The sequence below is a fragment of the Clostridium sp. AF50-3 genome (assembly GCF_003477445.1).
GTDB lineage: Bacteria > Bacillota > Clostridia > Lachnospirales > Lachnospiraceae > Otoolea > Otoolea fessa.
In genome coordinates, this window is record NZ_QUDH01000002.1 from 1 (window position 1) to 17,035 (window position 17,035).

The window sequence follows — 17,035 nt, forward strand, 5'->3', positions numbered from 1 at the left end:
TATACCATTGCATCCTACATTCTAACAGTTTAAGTAATGAGATGGATAAATCCTTACTGGATGTAAGGGGATTACCCATAAGTATATTGTAGTAGTGATGAGTTAGGTGTGCCAATTATTTTAATAGATACAGAACAAGCGTTTGCCTTGCAAAGAGATGCATGGTATAATATAAATGTAAATATAGTGTATTACCTACGAAAGAAAACTTACTTTCGCAGGAAGAAGAAATGCGTATTTTTTACAGTATCATTTTGCACAGTGTGCGAAATATCGAAAACAGAAAGCAGGGACCTTTATGCAGATTGTATCCAGCTATGGAGTAGAAATTAAAAAAAAGAATATACCGCTCCGCTCTACGCTGGATATTTTTCGGAAAGCAGTTTCCTATCTGATTCCGGTGTATGCAGAGATCTGGGAAGAACTTTCAGAAATCAAAAATCTACAAAAACGCTTTAATGAGGCGGAACATCTGGTACATGAGACAAAAAAGAATCATGCCAGATTTCCGTTTGACCGTCATTTTCCTAAGATGCCATCTTATCTGAGAAGAGCGGCGATTCAACACGCACTTGGAGCCGTGTCCTCCTATCAATCACGCCTTAGTTTGTGGGAAAAGGGAGAACTGAGGGGGAAACCGAAGCTGGTCTGTGAGAATCATGCGATGCCGGTATTCTATCGGGATGTCATGTATAGGGAAGCAGAACCGGGAGAAGATACGGCTTATTTAAAGCTATTTGATGGGCGTGAGTGGAAGTGGTTTCAGGTGAAATTACTTCATACCGATATGGAATATCTTCGAAAAAAGTGGAGCGGGAAAGAGGCATCTGCCCCAACTTTGGAAAGGAAACATCATAAATATTTCCTTCGGTTTTCATACACAGAGGAAGTAACCTTATCGAAAACAGCTGTAAAAGAGCAGGTGATATGCAGTGTTGATTTGGGAATCAATACGGATGCAGTCTGCAGCATCATGCGGGCAGATGGCACTATCCTGGGACGTAAATTTATAAATTTCCCCAGTGATAAAGACCATTTGTATCATGTACTTGGCAGAATCCGCCGTTTTCAGAGAGAACATTCCTCCAGACAGGTTCAAAGCCGATGGGGTTATGCAAAAAGGCTGAATATGGAACTGTCCCGCAAAATAGCTACGGAGATCACGAAATATGCCGTAGAATATCAGGCAGATGTAATTGTTTTTGAGTATCTGGAAATGCAGGGAAAAATATCCGGAAAAAAGAAGCAAAAACTTCATTTATGGAGAAAGCGGGATATTCAGAAGCTATGTGAACATCAGGCACATCGGAACAGGATTCGTGTGTCCAGAGTTAGTGCCCGGAACACCAGCAGGCTGGCCTGTGACGGAAGTGGAGCGATAGTAAGAAATCCGGAGAACCATAGCCTATGTATCTTCCAGACAGGAAAGCAGTATAACTGTGATTTGTCAGCAACTTATAATATCGGGGCGAGATATTTTATACGGGAACTTTTAAAACCCTTGCCGGAAACGGAAAGGTCTTCACTGGAGGCAAAAGTACCTGCAGTGAAGCGTAGAACCTCCTGCGTTTATGCAGATTTGAGAAAGCTTTATGTAGAAGTAAATAACTTAAAAGCGGCATAAATACAGGCAGATATACAGCGGACTACCTGTAATGTGGAAACCAGCCGTATCCGGCGTGGAAAAAGTGCGTATCCGCACGAATTCTAAGTTACTGGCGTATCCGCCGATATTTAGTCTTGCCGTTTAAAACGGCCGAGAAGCATGTGACTTTAGCCATGTGAGGTTCACCCAACGGCAGATCAATTTTGTTCATAAGATTATTAATCATATGGAGCAGAATGGGTATATGGAGAATGTGGCTGTTTTGCAGAAGCCTCCGTTTGATAAGCCAATTAGTTTTTTAAAGTTGTTTGATGTGAGAACGAGAACAGCGCTTATGAAAGCGATTAATGATGTCCGGGAGAATGCGGTTACAGTGGCGGGATGATGAAAAAATGACAGGAGACTGCGGAGGCAGTCAGTATAGAAGAATGAAAGAAGCGAACGACTGCGTATTGTGTTAGAAATAGACAGTCGTTTGCTTTTTGAACGTTATTTTTTCTTTTTAAAATATCGCAGTGCCACCGCATACCCGTAGAGCACCGCCGGTATAACGATCGTGCAGAACAGCGATGCCAGCAGCAGATTTTCTGCCAGTGGACTATCCATCAGGGCGAAGATGATGGAAGAGACGTAGAGGGCGATTAGGATAACAGCACCTGTCAGCGCCAAAATGCGTTTTGATTTCATATATGGTATCCTTTCTAATTTTATAACTCTATAAAAAAGAGTGATTGGAATTTGTAATTATTTTTATATTGTTTCAAAGGCAGATTGGATATTGCCGTCTTTGATGAACTGTCTTTTATTTTATTATTATAAAGGATGTAAGAATTTTTTTCTATACTTTTCATTTGCGGTGCGGTAAAATAAGAAGAGATGTGGCAACTGTTTACATTTTTTTGCTTAATTATGAACAAGAAAGGGGAGGCACACGATGAATTGGAAGAAAAAATTTATGTGGGCAGCATCCTTTTTAATATCCCTGTTTGTTTGTGGGACAGCGCTGGCGGCAGGTAACGATGCGTTTGCGGACACCCCGGCGCAGGGCAAGGAAGAAAATCAAGTTTACAGGTTCGGCACCGAAAATAATGCCAATGATATAACAGAGACAGAGGCATCGGCGACAGAAAGTGGCGCGGCTGGTTTTGAAAATAAAGAAATGTATCTGTATGAGGGCGAGTGGGTCGGAGACGGCGAGGACTGGCAGTACCGCCTGACGGATGGCAGCTTTTTGAAAGCGTCCTGGCTGAAATCGAATGGTCACTGGTATTATCTGGGAAAAAGCAGCTATATGCAGCGGGGACTCCGGAAAATCGGCACAAACCGTTATTATTTCGCCGAGAGCGGCGCGATGATGACTGGCTGGATTTATGAGGAAGAGACAGATCAGTGGTATCATGCAAACGAGGATGGGGCACTGACGACCGGCTGGTATCAGGCAGGAAATGCCTGGTATTGGTTTGATTCCAAATGTGTTATGTTCAGCGGCGGAAACCGGATGGTAAACGGGCATAAATATTATTTCTTTGACAATGGTCAGATGGCGGCGGATCAGTACGTGGAACTCAACTACTACGATGCAAATGGACTGCGCGACCGGACGCATGATGTGCGTTTGATGGGAAAACGGCGTCCGTCGGACAGTGAAAAAGAACAGATTACGAAAGAACTGGCAGGCGTGCCAAGAGAGTGGATCAAACGATTTGCAGAATCAGGCTGGGAGCTGATGTACTACACAGACAAGGCATACTTCTCAGCGCCGAAAACAGAGCAGGGTATCTATTTTGTCAATTATGATACAGATGTGCATTACAAGAAAATCAAATTTTCTAAACCGCAGGGACTTGCGATGGCATTCGGCGAGTTCGCTGCGTCGGAACTAAGCGACGAAGAAACCTCACGTGCCCTGACGGATTTCGAGCGATATCTGGCTGGCAGTGGACTGGTGCAGCCGCTTCCATCCTACTTTGACGATAAGCCAGAGATGCAGTTCGGCAGCTTTTTCGCCGCCTGCTGTGACAAAGATGTCCGAGCTGACATCCGAAAAAACAGTCCGGAATTATACAAATATGTCGTAAAGTTAGGATTCTGGCAGGAAGGACAAAAACCAGACGAAGCCGAAGGGGTCGAGATGAACTCTGATCCGGAATTTGCCGGAAATGGAGCCGGACCGGCTGGGGATGAATCTTTAAAGGCTAAGAGTGGTCCGGCATCGGAAGTGCCGTAAGAAAACGTGGTGGCAGCAGGAATTTGCCGTATGTAAATGCAAAGCCGCGGCAAATTCCGTTACTGGGCACGTATGCGTGAACAGTAACCACTACTCTGCCAATTCCTCCCACTTCTCATACAATCCCTCTAACTTTGCATTCAGTTCTTCCTTCTCTTTATTCAGTTCCATCAAACGCGGAACATCGGAAAAGACAGTCTCATCGCAGAGAAGCGCATCGATCTCCTGATCGCGGGTTTCAAGGGTGTGGATTTCTTCCTCGACGCGTTTCAATTCATTCTGTTTCTTACGAAGCCGCGTCTGTTCTTCCTTCTGCTGTTTCCAGTCCAATTTGCCGGAGGAAGCGCTGGCTGCCGCCTGAACTGCGGCGGTCACGGCAGAAGCGGACGAAGCAGCAGAGGTACCAGTGCCATTTCCAGAAAGAGCAGTCGGATTTGCGCCTGTCGCAGCGGTCAGATGGCTGGAAGTCTCTGTGTTTCCGGCTCCGGAAAATTTTGCAGAGCGGCTGGCTGCCTGTGCGGCGGAAGCCAGATAGGCTTTCTCCTGCGTCTCCTTCTTTTCCAGATAATAATCGTAGTTTCCAATATAATTAATCAGTGTTCCCATCGTCAGATCGAGAATCCGGGTCGCAGTTTTGTTGATGAAATATCGGTCATGGGAGACGTAGAGAACGGTTCCGGTGTAATGAACCAGCGCGTTTTCCAGAATCTCCTTCGAGGCGATATCCAGATGGTTGGTCGGCTCATCGAGGATCAGGAAGTTCGCCTCCGAGAGCATCAGCTTCGCCAGGGAAACACGTCCGCGTTCGCCGCCGCTCAGATCGCGGATGCGCTTAAAGACATCGTCGCCGGTGAAGAGAAATGCCGCCAGCACATTTCGGATCTGCGTGTTGTTCATATCCGGGTAGGTGTCCTGCAGCTCGTCAAAGAGCGTCTTGTCCATGTGCAGAACCTGGTGTTCCTGATCGTAGTAACCGATATGCACCTTGGAACCTAACCGGATCTCGCCGTTGTCCGGGGTCAGAAGACCGTTGATCATCTTGAGAATTGTGGTCTTGCCGGTTCCGTTGTTGCCGATGATGGCGATGCGCTCGCCGCGTTTTATCTCAAAGTTCAGATCCGTGAAGAGTGTCATGCCGTCGAAACTCTTGGCAAGCTCACGGACGGAGAGAACGTCATTTCCGCTGGTGACGCACGGTTCCAGCGTAATGTGCATCGCGTCGTTGATTTCGGTTGGTTTTTCCAGAAGATCCATCTTGGAAAGCATTTTTTCACGGCTCTCGGCGCGCTTGATGGATTTCTCACGGTTAAAGGATTTGAGTTTGGTGATAACCTCCTCCTGATGGCGGATCTCCTGCTGTTGGTTTAAGTAAGCCTTGAGCACACCGGCGCGGATGATCGCTTTTTTCTCGCTGTAGGCGGTGTAATTGCCCTGGAAAGAGGTGGCGATGCCGCCGTCCAGCTCGACGATCTTGGTCACGACGCGGTCCAGAAAATAGCGGTCGTGGGCGACGATGATGACCGTCCCGGCGTAGTTCATCAGATAGGTTTCCAGCCACGCGATGGATTCCATGTCGAGGTGGTTGGTCGGCTCGTCCAAAAGGATGATGTCCGGTTTGGAGAGCAGGAGCTTACCGAGGGAGACGCGCGTTTTCTGACCGCCTGAAAGTTCGGAAACCGGTTTGGAAAATTCTTCCTCGACAAAGCCGAGTCCCTTTAAGACACCGGTGATTTCACTCTGCCATGCGTAGCCGTTTAAAAGTTCAAATTCATGGTTTAAGCGGCTGTAAGTGTTGAGCATCGTTTCGAGCTTTTCGCCCTCGGCGTGCTTCATCTGGAGTTCCAGCGTGCGGATCTGCTGTTCCATTTCCAGAATCGGACGTTTGACCTCCAGAAGAGAGTCATAAATGGTGGTCTGGCTATGCAGATCCTGGTGCTGTGCCAGGTAACCGAGGGTTTTGCCCTTGGTGATGGTCACGGAGCCCTCGTCTGCTGCGAGTTCTCCGACAATTATTTTTAAAAGAGTCGATTTACCGGCTCCGTTGATGCCGACGATGGCGGCTTTTTCGTGATCTTCTACATGAAACGATACGTGTTTGAGGATTTCCTCTGTACCGAATGCTTTTGAAATATTGCTGCAAGATAAAATCATAGATTCCTCCTGTGGTTGTATCCATGTATTTCGGTTAAAAATATACCGTCAATCTCAAATTATAATATAAATAAAGAAGCAATGCAAGAATGAGAACGGTTAATGGCTGTTTCTGGTCAGAAAATTTTGCGAAATACAATGTAAAATCCCTCATATGAAATAAAAAAATTGACAATTATTTATCATATGACTATAATAAATTTATCAGATGTCCGAAGGTTTGCGTAAACCATATGGACAACGTTAGAGGAAAGAAAGGTGGAAGAAAGCCGTGGAACAGAAAGAGATATCTAAAGCGGTCATTTCTAGGCTACCCAGATACTATCGTTACTTGGGCGAATTGCTCGAGGAGGGAGTAGAGAGAATCTCATCGAATGATTTGAGTATCCGCATGAAGGTGACAGCGTCCCAGATTCGTCAGGATCTGAATAATTTCGGCGGATTTGGTCAGCAGGGATATGGTTATAATGTAAAGTATTTATATTCGGAGATTGCCCGGATTCTGGGAATTGACCGTCAGCATAACCTAATTATTATCGGTGCGGGAAATCTGGGTCAGGCGATCGCGAATTATACGAATTTTGAGCGGCGTGGTTTTTTAATCAAAGGTATGTTTGATGTGAATCCGCGTCTGGTCGGTCTGGTAGTCCGTGGAGTGGAGATCCGCGGTATTGAAGATCTGGAGCAGTTTATCAAGGACAATGAAGTGCAGATCGCAGCACTGACGATTCCGAAGTCGAAAGCGCCGGAGATTGCGGATCGGCTTGTCAAAGCCGGAATCAAGGCGATCTGGAATTTTGCCCATACAGATTTACAGGTTCCAGATGACGTTGTGGTGGAAAATGTCCATCTGTCGGAGAGCCTGATGCGCCTTTCTTACCGCGTATGCAGCATGCAGGATCAGAAAGCGAGAGAAGAAGCGCAGAGAAAGCAGGAAGAGGCAGCTGGTGCCGGAGAAACAAAATGATCGTCGGAATTGGTACGGATCTGATAGAGATAGAGCGAATCAAAAAAGCCTGTGAAAAAGAGGCTTTTTTGGTGCGTGTATATACAGAAGAAGAGCGTCGGCAGGCTGGGGGGAAGGTGTCCCGGCTCGCCGGCGATTTTGCGGTAAAAGAGGCAGTCTCGAAGGTGTTTGGAACAGGCTTTCGGGGCTTTGGACTGCTGGATATAGAAGTGCTCCGGGACGAGCTTGGAAAACCGTGGGTGCGGCTTCACGGGGGAGCAAAGAAACTTGCGGACAGCCTGAAAATCACCCGGATTCACGTGTCGATCACGAATACAGGCAGTCTTGCATCCGCTTACGCAGTCGGAGAGGGGGAATGGAAATGAGACGTCTGGTGACAGGAAAACAGATGAAAGAGATAGATGGATATGCAATCCGGAAAGTGGGGATACCCTCTCTGGTACTGATGGAGCGAGCGGCGCTGGCGGTTGCAGACGAGATGGAAAAACGGTATGGAAAGCTTTCAGGGCAGAGGCTTCTGGTATTTTGCGGAACGGGCAATAACGGTGCGGACGGCGCAGCGCTGGCTAGGATTCTCTTTCTGCGCGGCGCGCTTCCGACGGTGCTCACGGTCGGTGACAAGGCGCACTGGACGGGGGAGATGACCTGCCAGGTGGCGATTGACCGGAATCTGGGGATCCCGGTGGAGGCGTTTGAAAATTATGTGCCGGGGCATGTGGAGATCATGGTGGATGCGATCTTTGGTGTGGGTCTTTCCAGAGAGGTCGGCGGTGAATTTGCCGAGGCGATCCGTTTTATGCGGGAGCAGGAGCCAAAGGCGGTAGTTGCGGTTGATATTCCGTCCGGCGTCAGCTCAGAGACGGGGGAGGCGCTTGGCGAGGCAGTTGAGGCGGATCTGACCGTTACTTTCGGCTATGAGAAGCTGGGAATGGTGTTCTATCCGGGACGGAAGCTGTGCGGCGAGATTGTGATTGCCGACATCGGGTTTCCGGCGTATACAAAATATGAAGGGCATACCTATTTTGCCTATGATCCGGAGGATCAGAACCAGATCCCGAAACGGCGGGCAGACGCCAACAAGGGAACGTATGGAAAAATCCTGATCGCAGCCGGTTCGGAGGGGATGTGCGGCGCAGCGTATTTGAGCGCCCTGGCTGCGTACCGGATGGGCGCGGGACTTGTGAAGATCCTGACCGTCCGGGCAAATGTGCCGATTCTGCAAAATCTCCTTCCGGAGGCGATCCTGACGCCGTATGATCCGGAACAGGCACAGACGGATCCGGCAGGTTTTAAGAGCCTGGTGGAACAGGAGTGCGGCTGGGCGAGCGCGATCGTGCTGGGACCGGGACTCGGAAAGGAAGCCCATGTCGCAAGTCTGGTGCAGAACGTGCTGCTTTCCGCCTATGTGCCGATCATTGTGGATGCGGATGGATTAAATGCTGTCGCGCAGCATCCGCATTTGTCCGGGTATTTTACGGAAAATGTGATCGTTACTCCGCATCTGGGAGAGATGGCGCGTCTGACGGGACACTCGATTGAGGATTTGAAACGGGATCTGGTCGAATCAGCGGTGCGGTATGGCGAAGAGAAAGGCGTGACCTGCGTGCTCAAGGATGCCGTGACGGTGACGGCGGGGCGCGATGGCAATGTGTATATCGGCGACAGCGGCTGCGCCGCGATGGCAAAGGGTGGTTCCGGCGATGTGCTGACAGGTGTGATTGCCGGGCTTCTGGCGCTGGGATTTTCAGAGGATGAGGCGGCGGCGCTCGGCGTGTTCCTGCACGGAAGAGCCGGGGCGCAGCTGCCTGTAAAAAGGGAGAGCATTCCGTGCTGGCAAGAGATATCGCGGACTGTCTGCTTGAAAAGATAGATTGAAAATAAAAAGGAAGACAAAAAGATGGAAAAAGCATATACAATGGCAGAAGAACCATATACCCGGATTTATGCGCGGATTGACCTGGATGCGATTGTGAAAAATATGGAGGCGATGCGCGAAAATCTTCCGGAAAAAACGAAGATGATCGGCGTGGTTAAGACGGATGGTTACGGTCACGGGGCTGTCCCGGTGGCGAAGACGATCGCGCCGTTTGTCTGGGGCTATGCGGTGGCAACCTTGGAGGAAGGACAGAACCTGCGCCGCCACGGCATTGACAAACCGATTCTGGTGCTTGGCAGCACGCACCCGCGCCATTTTGTGGAATTGATTGAGGACGATATCCGTCCAGCGATCTTTGAGGAAGACAAGGCAGAGCTGCTCTCAAAACTTGCGGTTTCGATGGGAAAGACGGCGAAAATGCATATTGCGCTCGATACCGGCATGGGACGAATCGGATTTCACCCGGATGAAAATAGCCTGAAAGAGATAGAGCGGATTGCAAAGCTTCCGGGCATTGAGATCGAGGGAATGTTTACACATTTTGCGCGTGCTGACGAGGCGGATAAGGCATTTACCCATTTACAGTATGAGCGCTACCAGAAATTCCATGAAGGTCTGGAAGCTGCAGGCGTTCATATTCCGATGTGCCACTGTGCGAACAGCGCGGCGATCATGGAACTGCCGCGGATGGGACTGGATGCGGCGAGAGCCGGTATCACGGTATACGGTCTGTATCCGTCGGATGAGGTAGAGAGGAACATGAAGATTTACCCGGCGATGGAGATCCGCAGCTTTATTACCTATGTTAAGGAAGTGGAGCCGGGCACGCCGATCAGCTACGGCGGAACCTTTGTGACGGACCGTCCGATGCGGATCGCGACGATTGGCGCCGGATACGGCGATGGCTATCCGAGAAATCTCTCTGGAAAGGGTTATGTCCTGATTCATGGACACCGCGCACCGATTCTGGGACGCGTCTGCATGGATCAGTGCATGATCGATGTGACCGATATCCCGGAGGCTGTTGAGGACACGCGGGTAACGCTGGTCGGACGCGACGGGGACGACGAGATCTCGATGGAAGAGCTGGCGGAATGGAGTGGCGGTTTCCACTATGAGATCCCATGCGTGCTTGGAAAACGTGTGCCGCGCGTGTACGTGAGAGGTGGAAAGATCGTCGGGAAAAAGGATTATAATGATGATCGGTATGAGGATTTTATGGAGTAAAGCCGGTGTTTGAACCATTTAGAAAAAGGATTCATAAGATAAAGTAGATAGCTTCGGCAAAGCCGGGAACCTGGACTGCCGGATGCATTTATGGGACGACCCGCGTATAGGCGGTGTAAATCTGTCCATACTAACGGTATAAACGGACTGTGGAGCTGTGAAAGTACAAAGCAGTTATTTATATCTTAAAATAGTTTGGACGGAGTGTGAATCGAGTGGTTATCAGACGAGGAGATATTTATTACGCAGATTTAAGACCGGTCATTGGCTCAGAGCAGGGCGGCGTCCGCCCGGTGCTGGTCATCCAGAATGATATCGGCAACAAGCACAGCCCGACCGTGATCTGCGCGGCGATCACATCAAAGATGAACAAAGCCAAGCTGCCGACGCATGTGGAATTAAACACGCGCCGCTGTGCGATGGTGAGGGATTCGGTTATTTTACTGGAACAACTCCGCACGATCGATAAGCAGCGGCTGAAAGAGAAAATCTGTCATATCGACGGGGCGCTTTTACAGGAAGTGGACCGTGCGCTGAAGGTCAGTCTGGAACTGGATACATAAAATCAGCCGCGAACCCCTTGTCAAGCATACAGAATGGTGTTAAAATAGCTAAGATGCAGCTTTTTAGTGCCGAAATCGGCGTGATATAAAAGCTGATGAGCGAAAAGATACAACAAAGAAGATAGAAAGAGGAGTGTTATTTTATGTCAGGACATTCAAAGTTCGCCAATATTAAGCACAAAAAAGAGAGAAATGACGCAGCAAAGGGAAAAATCTTTACCGTTATCGGTCGTGAGATTGCCGTAGCTGTTAAGGAAGGTGGTTCGGATCCGGCAAACAACAGCCGTCTGCGTGATGTGATTGCAAAAGCAAAAGCGAACAATATGCCGAACGATACCATCGATCGTGGTATCAAGAAAGCAGCCGGAGATGCAAACTCTGTCAATTACGAGAATCTTACATACGAGGGATATGGTCCGAATGGCGTCGCTATCATCGTAGATACCCTGACCGACAACAAGAACCGTACCGCAGCGAATGTCCGCAGCGCATTTACCAAGGGCGGCGGAAACGTAGGTACTCCGGGCAGCGTGTCCTTCATGTTTGATAAAAAAGGTCAGATCATCATCGACAAAGAAGAGTGCGAGATGGATCCGGATGAGCTGATGATGCTTGCACTGGATGCAGGAGCTGAGGATTTCTCCGAGGAGGAGGACAGCTACGAAGTGATCACCGCACCGGAAGATTTCTCTGCAGTCCGCGAGGCGCTGGAGAAGGCTGGCGTTCCGATGATGGAAGCAGACGTTACCATGATTCCGCAGAACTGGGTAGAGCTTACCGATGAGGAATCCATCAAAAAGATGCAGAGAATCCTGGATCTTCTGGATGAGGATGATGACGTACAGGCTACTTACCATAACTGGGATGAGTAATTAATATCATATTTGATATAGATTTAAAAAAATAAAGATACGATTCATATAAAAACTGTCGCTGGAATACAATGGCGGGCTGGACTTTTCAAAGAAGAGGGCTGGCAGCCGGATGTATTTGGCGGCAGTTTTTGTGTAATAGGAATTTCCTTGGAGACACATTCGTTTTTATTTTGCAAATTTTATGGAAGCGTTAAAGCAAAAAATACCATGTCCGGCAGCAATAAACTTGCCTGAACATGGTATTTACTCCTATTTTATCTACTAGTTGCTTGTATAATGATAGCTGTCTAACAGCTGCGCCTTCATATGCCACAGCTCGTTGGAGAGATCCACATGAATCTCATGCGGGTTTACCAGACGGCGGGACTCATCCCACAGCGTCCCCTGTTCTTTCTTGCAGTATTCGCGGATGTCCATAACCTTTGGAGACTCGTAAACGCATTCGCCGTTTTTGAAGATTGGAACGAGAAGTTCGCGCATGGTGTAGGTGCCCGGCGCGAGGTGTGTCTTTTTCCATGTCTCGATCGGATCGAAGAGCAGAAGGGAATTCTTCTCATCGAACTCTTCATCCACGAGACAGATCAGATCTGCGATAATCTTGCCAGTCTCCTTGTCATAGATTCGCTGGATGGTCTTGTTGCCCGGATTGGTAACCTTTTCTGTATTTTCCGAAAGCTTGATCTTCGGGATAAATTTGCCTGTGTGACGGTCCATGATGGCAGCCAGCTTATAAACGCCGCCGAAGGAAGGGCAGTCCTTGGAGGTAATGAGGTTTGTGCCGACACCCCAGGACGTGATGGCAGCGCCCTGAATCTTCAGGCTGTCGATCAGGTATTCATCCAGATCGTTGGAGGCGGAGATGACTGCATCCGGGAATCCGGCGTCATCCAGCATCTTGCGGCTTTCTTGGAAATATATGCAAGGTCGCCGCTGTCGAGGCGGATGCCGTAGAAAGTCAGCGGGATACCGGCGTCGCGCATCTCCTGGAAGACGCGGATCGCGTTCGGAACACCGGAACCCAGGGTATCATAGGTATCGGCTAACAGGATGCAGGCACTCGGATAGAGCTTTGCATAAGCGCGGAACGCAGTCAACTCATCCGGGAAACTCATGATCCAGCTGTGTGCGTGGGTTCCCTTGACCGGAACGTCAAATAGTTTTCCGGCCAGTACATTGGAAGTGCCGATACAGCCGGCGATCATGGCAGCGCGGGCGCCATAGGTACCGGCGTCAGCACCCTGCGCGCGGCGAAGCCCAAACTCCATGATTCCGTCCCCGCGTGCGGCGAAGACGATACGGGAGGTTTTGGTCGCGATCAGGCTCTGGTGGTTGATGATATTTAAGATGCAGTCTCAACCAGCTGTGCTTCCATGATCGGCGCGATGACCTTGACGAGGGGCTCACGCGGGAAGACAACGGTGCCTTCCGGGATTGCGTAGATGTCACCCGAAAATTTGAAATTGTGAAGATATTCGAGGAAATCTTCATCAAAAATGCCGAGTCCGCGTAAGTATTCGATGTCGGCATCATCGAAGTGAAGATTTTTCACATAGTCAATGACCTGCTCTAAGCCGGCGCAGATGGAAAACGCATTTCCATCCGGGTTTGTGCGGTAGAACGCATCAAAAATGACGGTTTCGTTGGCATCTTTCTCCCGGAAATAGCCCTGCATCATCGTCAGTTCATACAGGTCGGTCAATAGGGTAAGGTTTCTTGGCTCCATAATATTCTCCTTTGTTGCGAAAGACGGCTGCGGGCACGCCCTTCTTTTTATATATAGTATACTTCATTGTTTATATTTGCAATGAATGTCTGTGTCTGTTTTTTAAAGTAAATACAGACATATTTTATATACTATACCATAAAATCAGGGGAATGGCAAAATAATGATAATTTTATAACATGTGAATCATATCCGAAACATTCCTTGACAACCATCTGGAAAAAAGATACAATGTCCATGTTAGTGATTTGATTACTAATTACGATAGGAAAAGCAATGATGGAGACAGTAGCGCCGCACGGAAAGCGGGAGCGAGGCAGGGACGGTGAGAGCCTGCTGTGAGTAAAGCGGATGCGAAGATCACTCCGGAGCTTCGGGCTGAACCATTTTTGGAAGTCTGAGCGCCGTTTCTGACAGCGCCCGGAAGGAAAATTCAGTAAGTACCGACGGTTTCCTCCGTTATAGGGAGCGCATATAAAGGTATGCAGTAATAGGTGGTTAAAAGCAAGTGGACCCTTGTCCTGTTACAGGATGGGTCCATTTTTATTTCATAGAAAAAGACGTTCTATGAAATAAAAACTTTATTTCATATTTTTAGGAGGAATTTATCATGTACAACAAAGTTCCGGCAAACATGAATTTCGTGGAACGTGAAAAGAACATTGAGAAGTTCTGGGAAGATGAGCAGATTTTTAAGAAGAGTATCGACAGCCGTAAGCAGGGACCGACCTATACATTCTATGACGGACCGCCTACCGCAAACGGCAAGCCGCACATCGGACACGTGCTGACCCGTGTTATCAAGGATATGATTCCGAGATACCGCGCGATGAAGGGCTACATGGTTCCGAGAAAGGCTGGATGGGATACCCACGGTCTTCCGGTTGAGCTGGAAGTAGAGAAGATGCTGGGACTGGACGGCAAGGAGCAGATTGAGCAGTATGGTCTGGAGCCGTTCATCGAGCACTGTAAAGAGAGTGTCTGGAAATACAAAGGAATGTGGGAAAAATTCTCCAACACCGTTGGTTTCTGGGCAGACATGGAGCATCCGTATGTCACCTACCACAACAGCTTCATTGAGTCTGAGTGGTGGGCATTAAAAGAAATCTGGAACAAGGGACTTCTTTATAAGGGCTTCAAGATCGTACCGTACTGCCCGCGCTGCGGCACCCCGCTGTCCAGCCATGAGGTGGCACAGGGATATAAGGACGTCAAAGAGCGTTCTGCGATTGCTAAATTCCCGGTAAAGGGCGAAGATGCATACATTCTTGCATGGACGACCACCCCGTGGACACTTCCGTCCAACGTGGCGCTCTGTGTAAATCCGGACGAGACATATGTAAAGGTAAAAATGAAAGAGGATGGCACGGTTTATTATATGGCGCAGGCGCTGTGTGATACCGTTCTGGGCGAGGGCACTTACGATGTCCTGGAAACCTTTGTCGGAAAAGATCTGGAATATAAAGAGTATGAGCCATTATTTGACTATGCCGTAGCAACCTGTGAAAAACAGCATAAGAAAGCATTCTACATTGTCTGCGATAATTATGTAACACTGACCGATGGTACCGGTGTCGTACACATCGCGCCGGCATTTGGTGAGGATGACTCCAAGGTCGGCAGAAAATATGACCTTCCGTTCGTACAGTTGGTAGACGGCAAGGGCGAGATGACGAAGGAGACTCCGTGGGCTGGTATGTTCTGCAAGAAAGCCGATCCGGAGGTTCTGAAAGCATTAAGAGAAAGCGGACTTCTGTTCTCTGCACCGGTATTTGAGCATAGTTACCCGCACTGCTGGCGCTGCGATACACCACTTATCTACTATGCACGTGAATCCTGGTTCATCAAGATGACCGCAGTCAAGGATGACCTGATCCGCAACAACAACACGATCAACTGGATTCCGGAGAGCATCGGTAAAGGGCGTTTCGGCGACTGGCTGGAGAATGTCCAGGACTGGGGTGTGAGCCGTAACCGTTACTGGGGTACTCCATTAAATATCTGGGAGTGCGAGTGCGGCTGCCAGCACGCGATCGGAAGCCAGGCAGAATTAAAATCTATGAGCCCGAACTACACGGACGTTGTGAAAAAATATGCAAAAGAGATGGATCAGGAGGCAAATGGAGAGGTTGAGCTTCACCGCCCATTCATCGATGATGTGACGATCACCTGCCCGAAGTGCGGCAAACAGATGCACCGTGTACCGGAGGTTATCGACTGCTGGTTTGATTCCGGTTCCATGCCATTTGCACAGCATCATTATCCATTTGAAAATAAAGAACTGTTTGAGCAGCAGTTCCCGGCAGATTTCATCTCCGAGGCGGTTGATCAGACGCGTGGATGGTTCTACTCCCTGTTAGCTATCTCGACCCTGATCTTTAACAAGGCGCCGTACAAGAATGTTATCGTTCTGGGGCATGTCCAGGATGAGAACGGACAGAAGATGAGTAAGTCCAAGGGCAACGCGGTTGACCCGTTCGATGCACTGCAGACTTACGGCGCTGACGCGATCCGCTGGTATTTCTACATTAACAGTGCACCGTGGTTGCCGAACCGTTTCCACGGAAAAGCCGTTATCGAGGGACAGAGACGTTTCATGGGTACTCTCTGGAATACCTATGCATTCTTTGTACTCTATGCGAATATTGATAATTTTGACGCAACCAAATATACGCTGGAATACGATAAACTTCCGGTTATGGACAAATGGCTGCTGTCTAAGTTAAACAGCCTCATCAAAGAGGTGGACGACGATCTGGGCAACTATCGCATTCCGGAGGCTGCAAGAGCGCTCCAGGATTTCGTCGATGATATGAGTAACTGGTATGTCAGAAGAAGCCGTGAGCGTTTCTGGGCGAAGGGCATGGAGCAGGATAAGATCAATGCGTACATGACACTCTACACCGCACTGGTAACTGTAGCGAAGGTAGCGGCTCCGATGATTCCGTTCATGACCGAAGACATTTACCAGAATCTGGTTCGCAGTCTGGATAAAGAGGCACCGGAGAGCATCCATCTGTGCGACTTCCCGGTTGCAAATGAGGCGCACATCGACAAGGATCTGGAAGCGAAAATGGAAGAAGTCCTGAAGGTTGTCGTTCTGGGTCGTGCAGCAAGAAATACTGCTAACATCAAGAACCGTCAGCCGATCGGACGTATGTTCGTGAAGGCAGAGACCGCTCTGCCGGAGTTCTATCAGGAAATCATCCAGGATGAGCTGAATGTGAAGAAGGTAGAGTTCACGGATGATGTCCGCGCATTTACCTCCTACAGCTTTAAGCCGCAGCTTCGTACCGTTGGACGCAAGTATGGCAAGTATGTAAACGAGATCAAAGAGATTCTTGCAGGTCTGGACGGAAATCAGGCGATGGATACCTTAAATGAAACCGACCTTTTAAGCTTTGAGACGCAGGACGGTACAAAGGTAGAGCTGGCAAAAGAAGATCTTCTGATTGACATGGCACAGGTACCGGGCTTTGTATCTGAGGGTGACAATTTCGTTACCGTTGTTCTGGATACTAATCTGACACCGGAACTCATCGAAGAGGGCTTTGTCCGTGAGATCATCAGTAAGATTCAGACGATGCGTAAGGAAGCCGGTTTTGAGGTAATGAACCATATCAACGTCTTCCAGGACGGAAATGATAAACTTGCAGAAATTTTAAAGAACCATACAGAGGAAATCAAGAAAGAGGTTCTGGCTGATAATATCCTGATTGGCACCATGGGCGGACACACAAAAGAGTGGGATATCAATGGCGAAAAAGGTATGTTTGGTGTTGAGAAAACGACTGACTGATGTGCCTGGCGGGAAACCGTG

Annotated in this window: 12 protein-coding genes and 1 pseudogene; 10 read left to right on the forward strand and 3 right to left on the reverse strand. The window is 48.8% G+C overall.

Annotation, left to right across the window (positions count from 1 at the left end; translation table 11 throughout):
* Positions 1–298: 298 nt before the first annotated feature.
* A complete protein-coding gene (locus DW085_RS02365) occupies positions 299–1,624 on the forward strand; it encodes an IS200/IS605 family accessory protein TnpB-related protein (RefSeq protein ID WP_118491191.1) in 1,326 nt (441 codons plus the stop codon).
* A 157-nt stretch (positions 1,625–1,781) separates the two neighbouring features.
* Complete coding sequence (locus tag DW085_RS02370; RefSeq protein ID WP_267895288.1) at positions 1,782–1,991, forward strand: type I restriction-modification enzyme R subunit C-terminal domain-containing protein; 210 nt, start codon at positions 1,782–1,784, stop codon at positions 1,989–1,991.
* Positions 1,992–2,095: 104 nt separating this feature from the next.
* Here DW085_RS02370 and DW085_RS02375 read toward each other — a convergent pair whose 3' ends face one another.
* Positions 2,096–2,293, reverse strand: a complete 198-nt coding sequence (locus DW085_RS02375) for a hypothetical protein (protein ID WP_022359311.1) — start codon at positions 2,291–2,293, stop codon at positions 2,096–2,098.
* A 247-nt stretch (positions 2,294–2,540) separates the two neighbouring features.
* Between DW085_RS02375 and DW085_RS02380 the strand changes: the two genes are divergently transcribed.
* The gene (locus DW085_RS02380; RefSeq protein WP_118491193.1) at positions 2,541–3,833 is read left to right on the forward strand and encodes an N-acetylmuramoyl-L-alanine amidase family protein; all 1,293 of its coding nucleotides are present in this window, start codon (positions 2,541–2,543) and stop codon (positions 3,831–3,833) included.
* Between the two features lie 90 nt (positions 3,834–3,923).
* On the opposite strand, the gene DW085_RS02385 is transcribed toward DW085_RS02380, so the two are convergent.
* Positions 3,924–5,984 (reverse strand): ABC-F family ATP-binding cassette domain-containing protein, encoded by a 2,061-nt coding sequence (locus tag DW085_RS02385; protein WP_118491195.1) that lies wholly within the window; start codon positions 5,982–5,984, stop codon positions 3,924–3,926.
* 271 nt (positions 5,985–6,255) lie between these two features.
* On the opposite strand from DW085_RS02385, the gene DW085_RS02390 reads away from it, so the two are divergent.
* The 6 genes from DW085_RS02390 (at position 6,256) to DW085_RS02415 (ending at position 11,489) form a co-directional block, all read left to right on the forward strand.
* On the forward strand, positions 6,256–6,951 hold the full coding sequence (locus tag DW085_RS02390) for a redox-sensing transcriptional repressor Rex (protein ID WP_117795191.1): 696 nt from the start codon (positions 6,256–6,258) through the stop codon (positions 6,949–6,951).
* Entirely contained in the window at positions 6,948–7,316 is a 369-nt protein-coding gene (gene acpS / locus DW085_RS02395; RefSeq protein WP_117795193.1) for a holo-ACP synthase, read from the forward strand. Before DW085_RS02390 ends, acpS begins: the two co-directional genes overlap by 4 nt.
* Complete coding sequence (locus tag DW085_RS02400) at positions 7,307–8,821, forward strand: NAD(P)H-hydrate dehydratase (protein ID WP_347474951.1); 1,515 nt, start codon at positions 7,307–7,309, stop codon at positions 8,819–8,821. The genes acpS and DW085_RS02400 overlap by 10 nt, the downstream gene beginning before the upstream one ends.
* A 27-nt stretch (positions 8,822–8,848) precedes the next feature.
* Complete coding sequence (gene alr / locus DW085_RS02405; RefSeq protein WP_243033893.1) at positions 8,849–10,054, forward strand: alanine racemase; 1,206 nt, start codon at positions 8,849–8,851, stop codon at positions 10,052–10,054.
* A 215-nt stretch (positions 10,055–10,269) separates the two neighbouring features.
* A complete protein-coding gene (locus DW085_RS02410; RefSeq protein ID WP_022360133.1) occupies positions 10,270–10,617 on the forward strand; it encodes a type II toxin-antitoxin system PemK/MazF family toxin in 348 nt (115 codons plus the stop codon).
* A 143-nt stretch (positions 10,618–10,760) separates the two neighbouring features.
* The gene (locus DW085_RS02415; RefSeq protein ID WP_022360132.1) at positions 10,761–11,489 is read left to right on the forward strand and encodes a YebC/PmpR family DNA-binding transcriptional regulator; all 729 of its coding nucleotides are present in this window, start codon (positions 10,761–10,763) and stop codon (positions 11,487–11,489) included.
* A gap of 264 nt (positions 11,490–11,753) precedes the next feature.
* Here the strand turns inward: DW085_RS02415 and DW085_RS02420 are convergent.
* Positions 11,754–13,215 (reverse strand): annotated as a pseudogene (locus tag DW085_RS02420) (nicotinate phosphoribosyltransferase).
* Positions 13,216–13,825: 610 nt separating this feature from the next.
* Here DW085_RS02420 and ileS point away from each other — a divergent pair.
* Positions 13,826–17,014, forward strand: a complete 3,189-nt coding sequence (gene ileS, locus DW085_RS02425) for an isoleucine--tRNA ligase (RefSeq protein WP_118491197.1) — start codon at positions 13,826–13,828, stop codon at positions 17,012–17,014.
* Positions 17,015–17,035 lie beyond the last annotated feature (21 nt).

Coding starts and splice junctions, on each gene's coding strand:
- acpS (WP_117795193.1), top strand. CDS start 6,948: ATGATCGTCGGAATTGGTACGGATCTGATAGAGATAGAGCGAATCAAA.
- alr (WP_243033893.1), top strand. CDS start 8,849: ATGGAAAAAGCATATACAATGGCAGAAGAACCATATACCCGGATTTAT.
- DW085_RS02415 (WP_022360132.1), top strand. CDS start 10,761: ATGTCAGGACATTCAAAGTTCGCCAATATTAAGCACAAAAAAGAGAGA.
- DW085_RS02400 (WP_347474951.1), top strand. CDS start 7,307: ATGGAAATGAGACGTCTGGTGACAGGAAAACAGATGAAAGAGATAGAT.
- DW085_RS02385 (WP_118491195.1), bottom strand. CDS start 5,984: ATGATTTTATCTTGCAGCAATATTTCAAAAGCATTCGGTACAGAGGAA.
- DW085_RS02365 (WP_118491191.1), top strand. CDS start 299: ATGCAGATTGTATCCAGCTATGGAGTAGAAATTAAAAAAAAGAATATA.
- ileS (WP_118491197.1), top strand. CDS start 13,826: ATGTACAACAAAGTTCCGGCAAACATGAATTTCGTGGAACGTGAAAAG.
- DW085_RS02375 (WP_022359311.1), bottom strand. CDS start 2,293: ATGAAATCAAAACGCATTTTGGCGCTGACAGGTGCTGTTATCCTAATC.
- DW085_RS02380 (WP_118491193.1), top strand. CDS start 2,541: ATGAATTGGAAGAAAAAATTTATGTGGGCAGCATCCTTTTTAATATCC.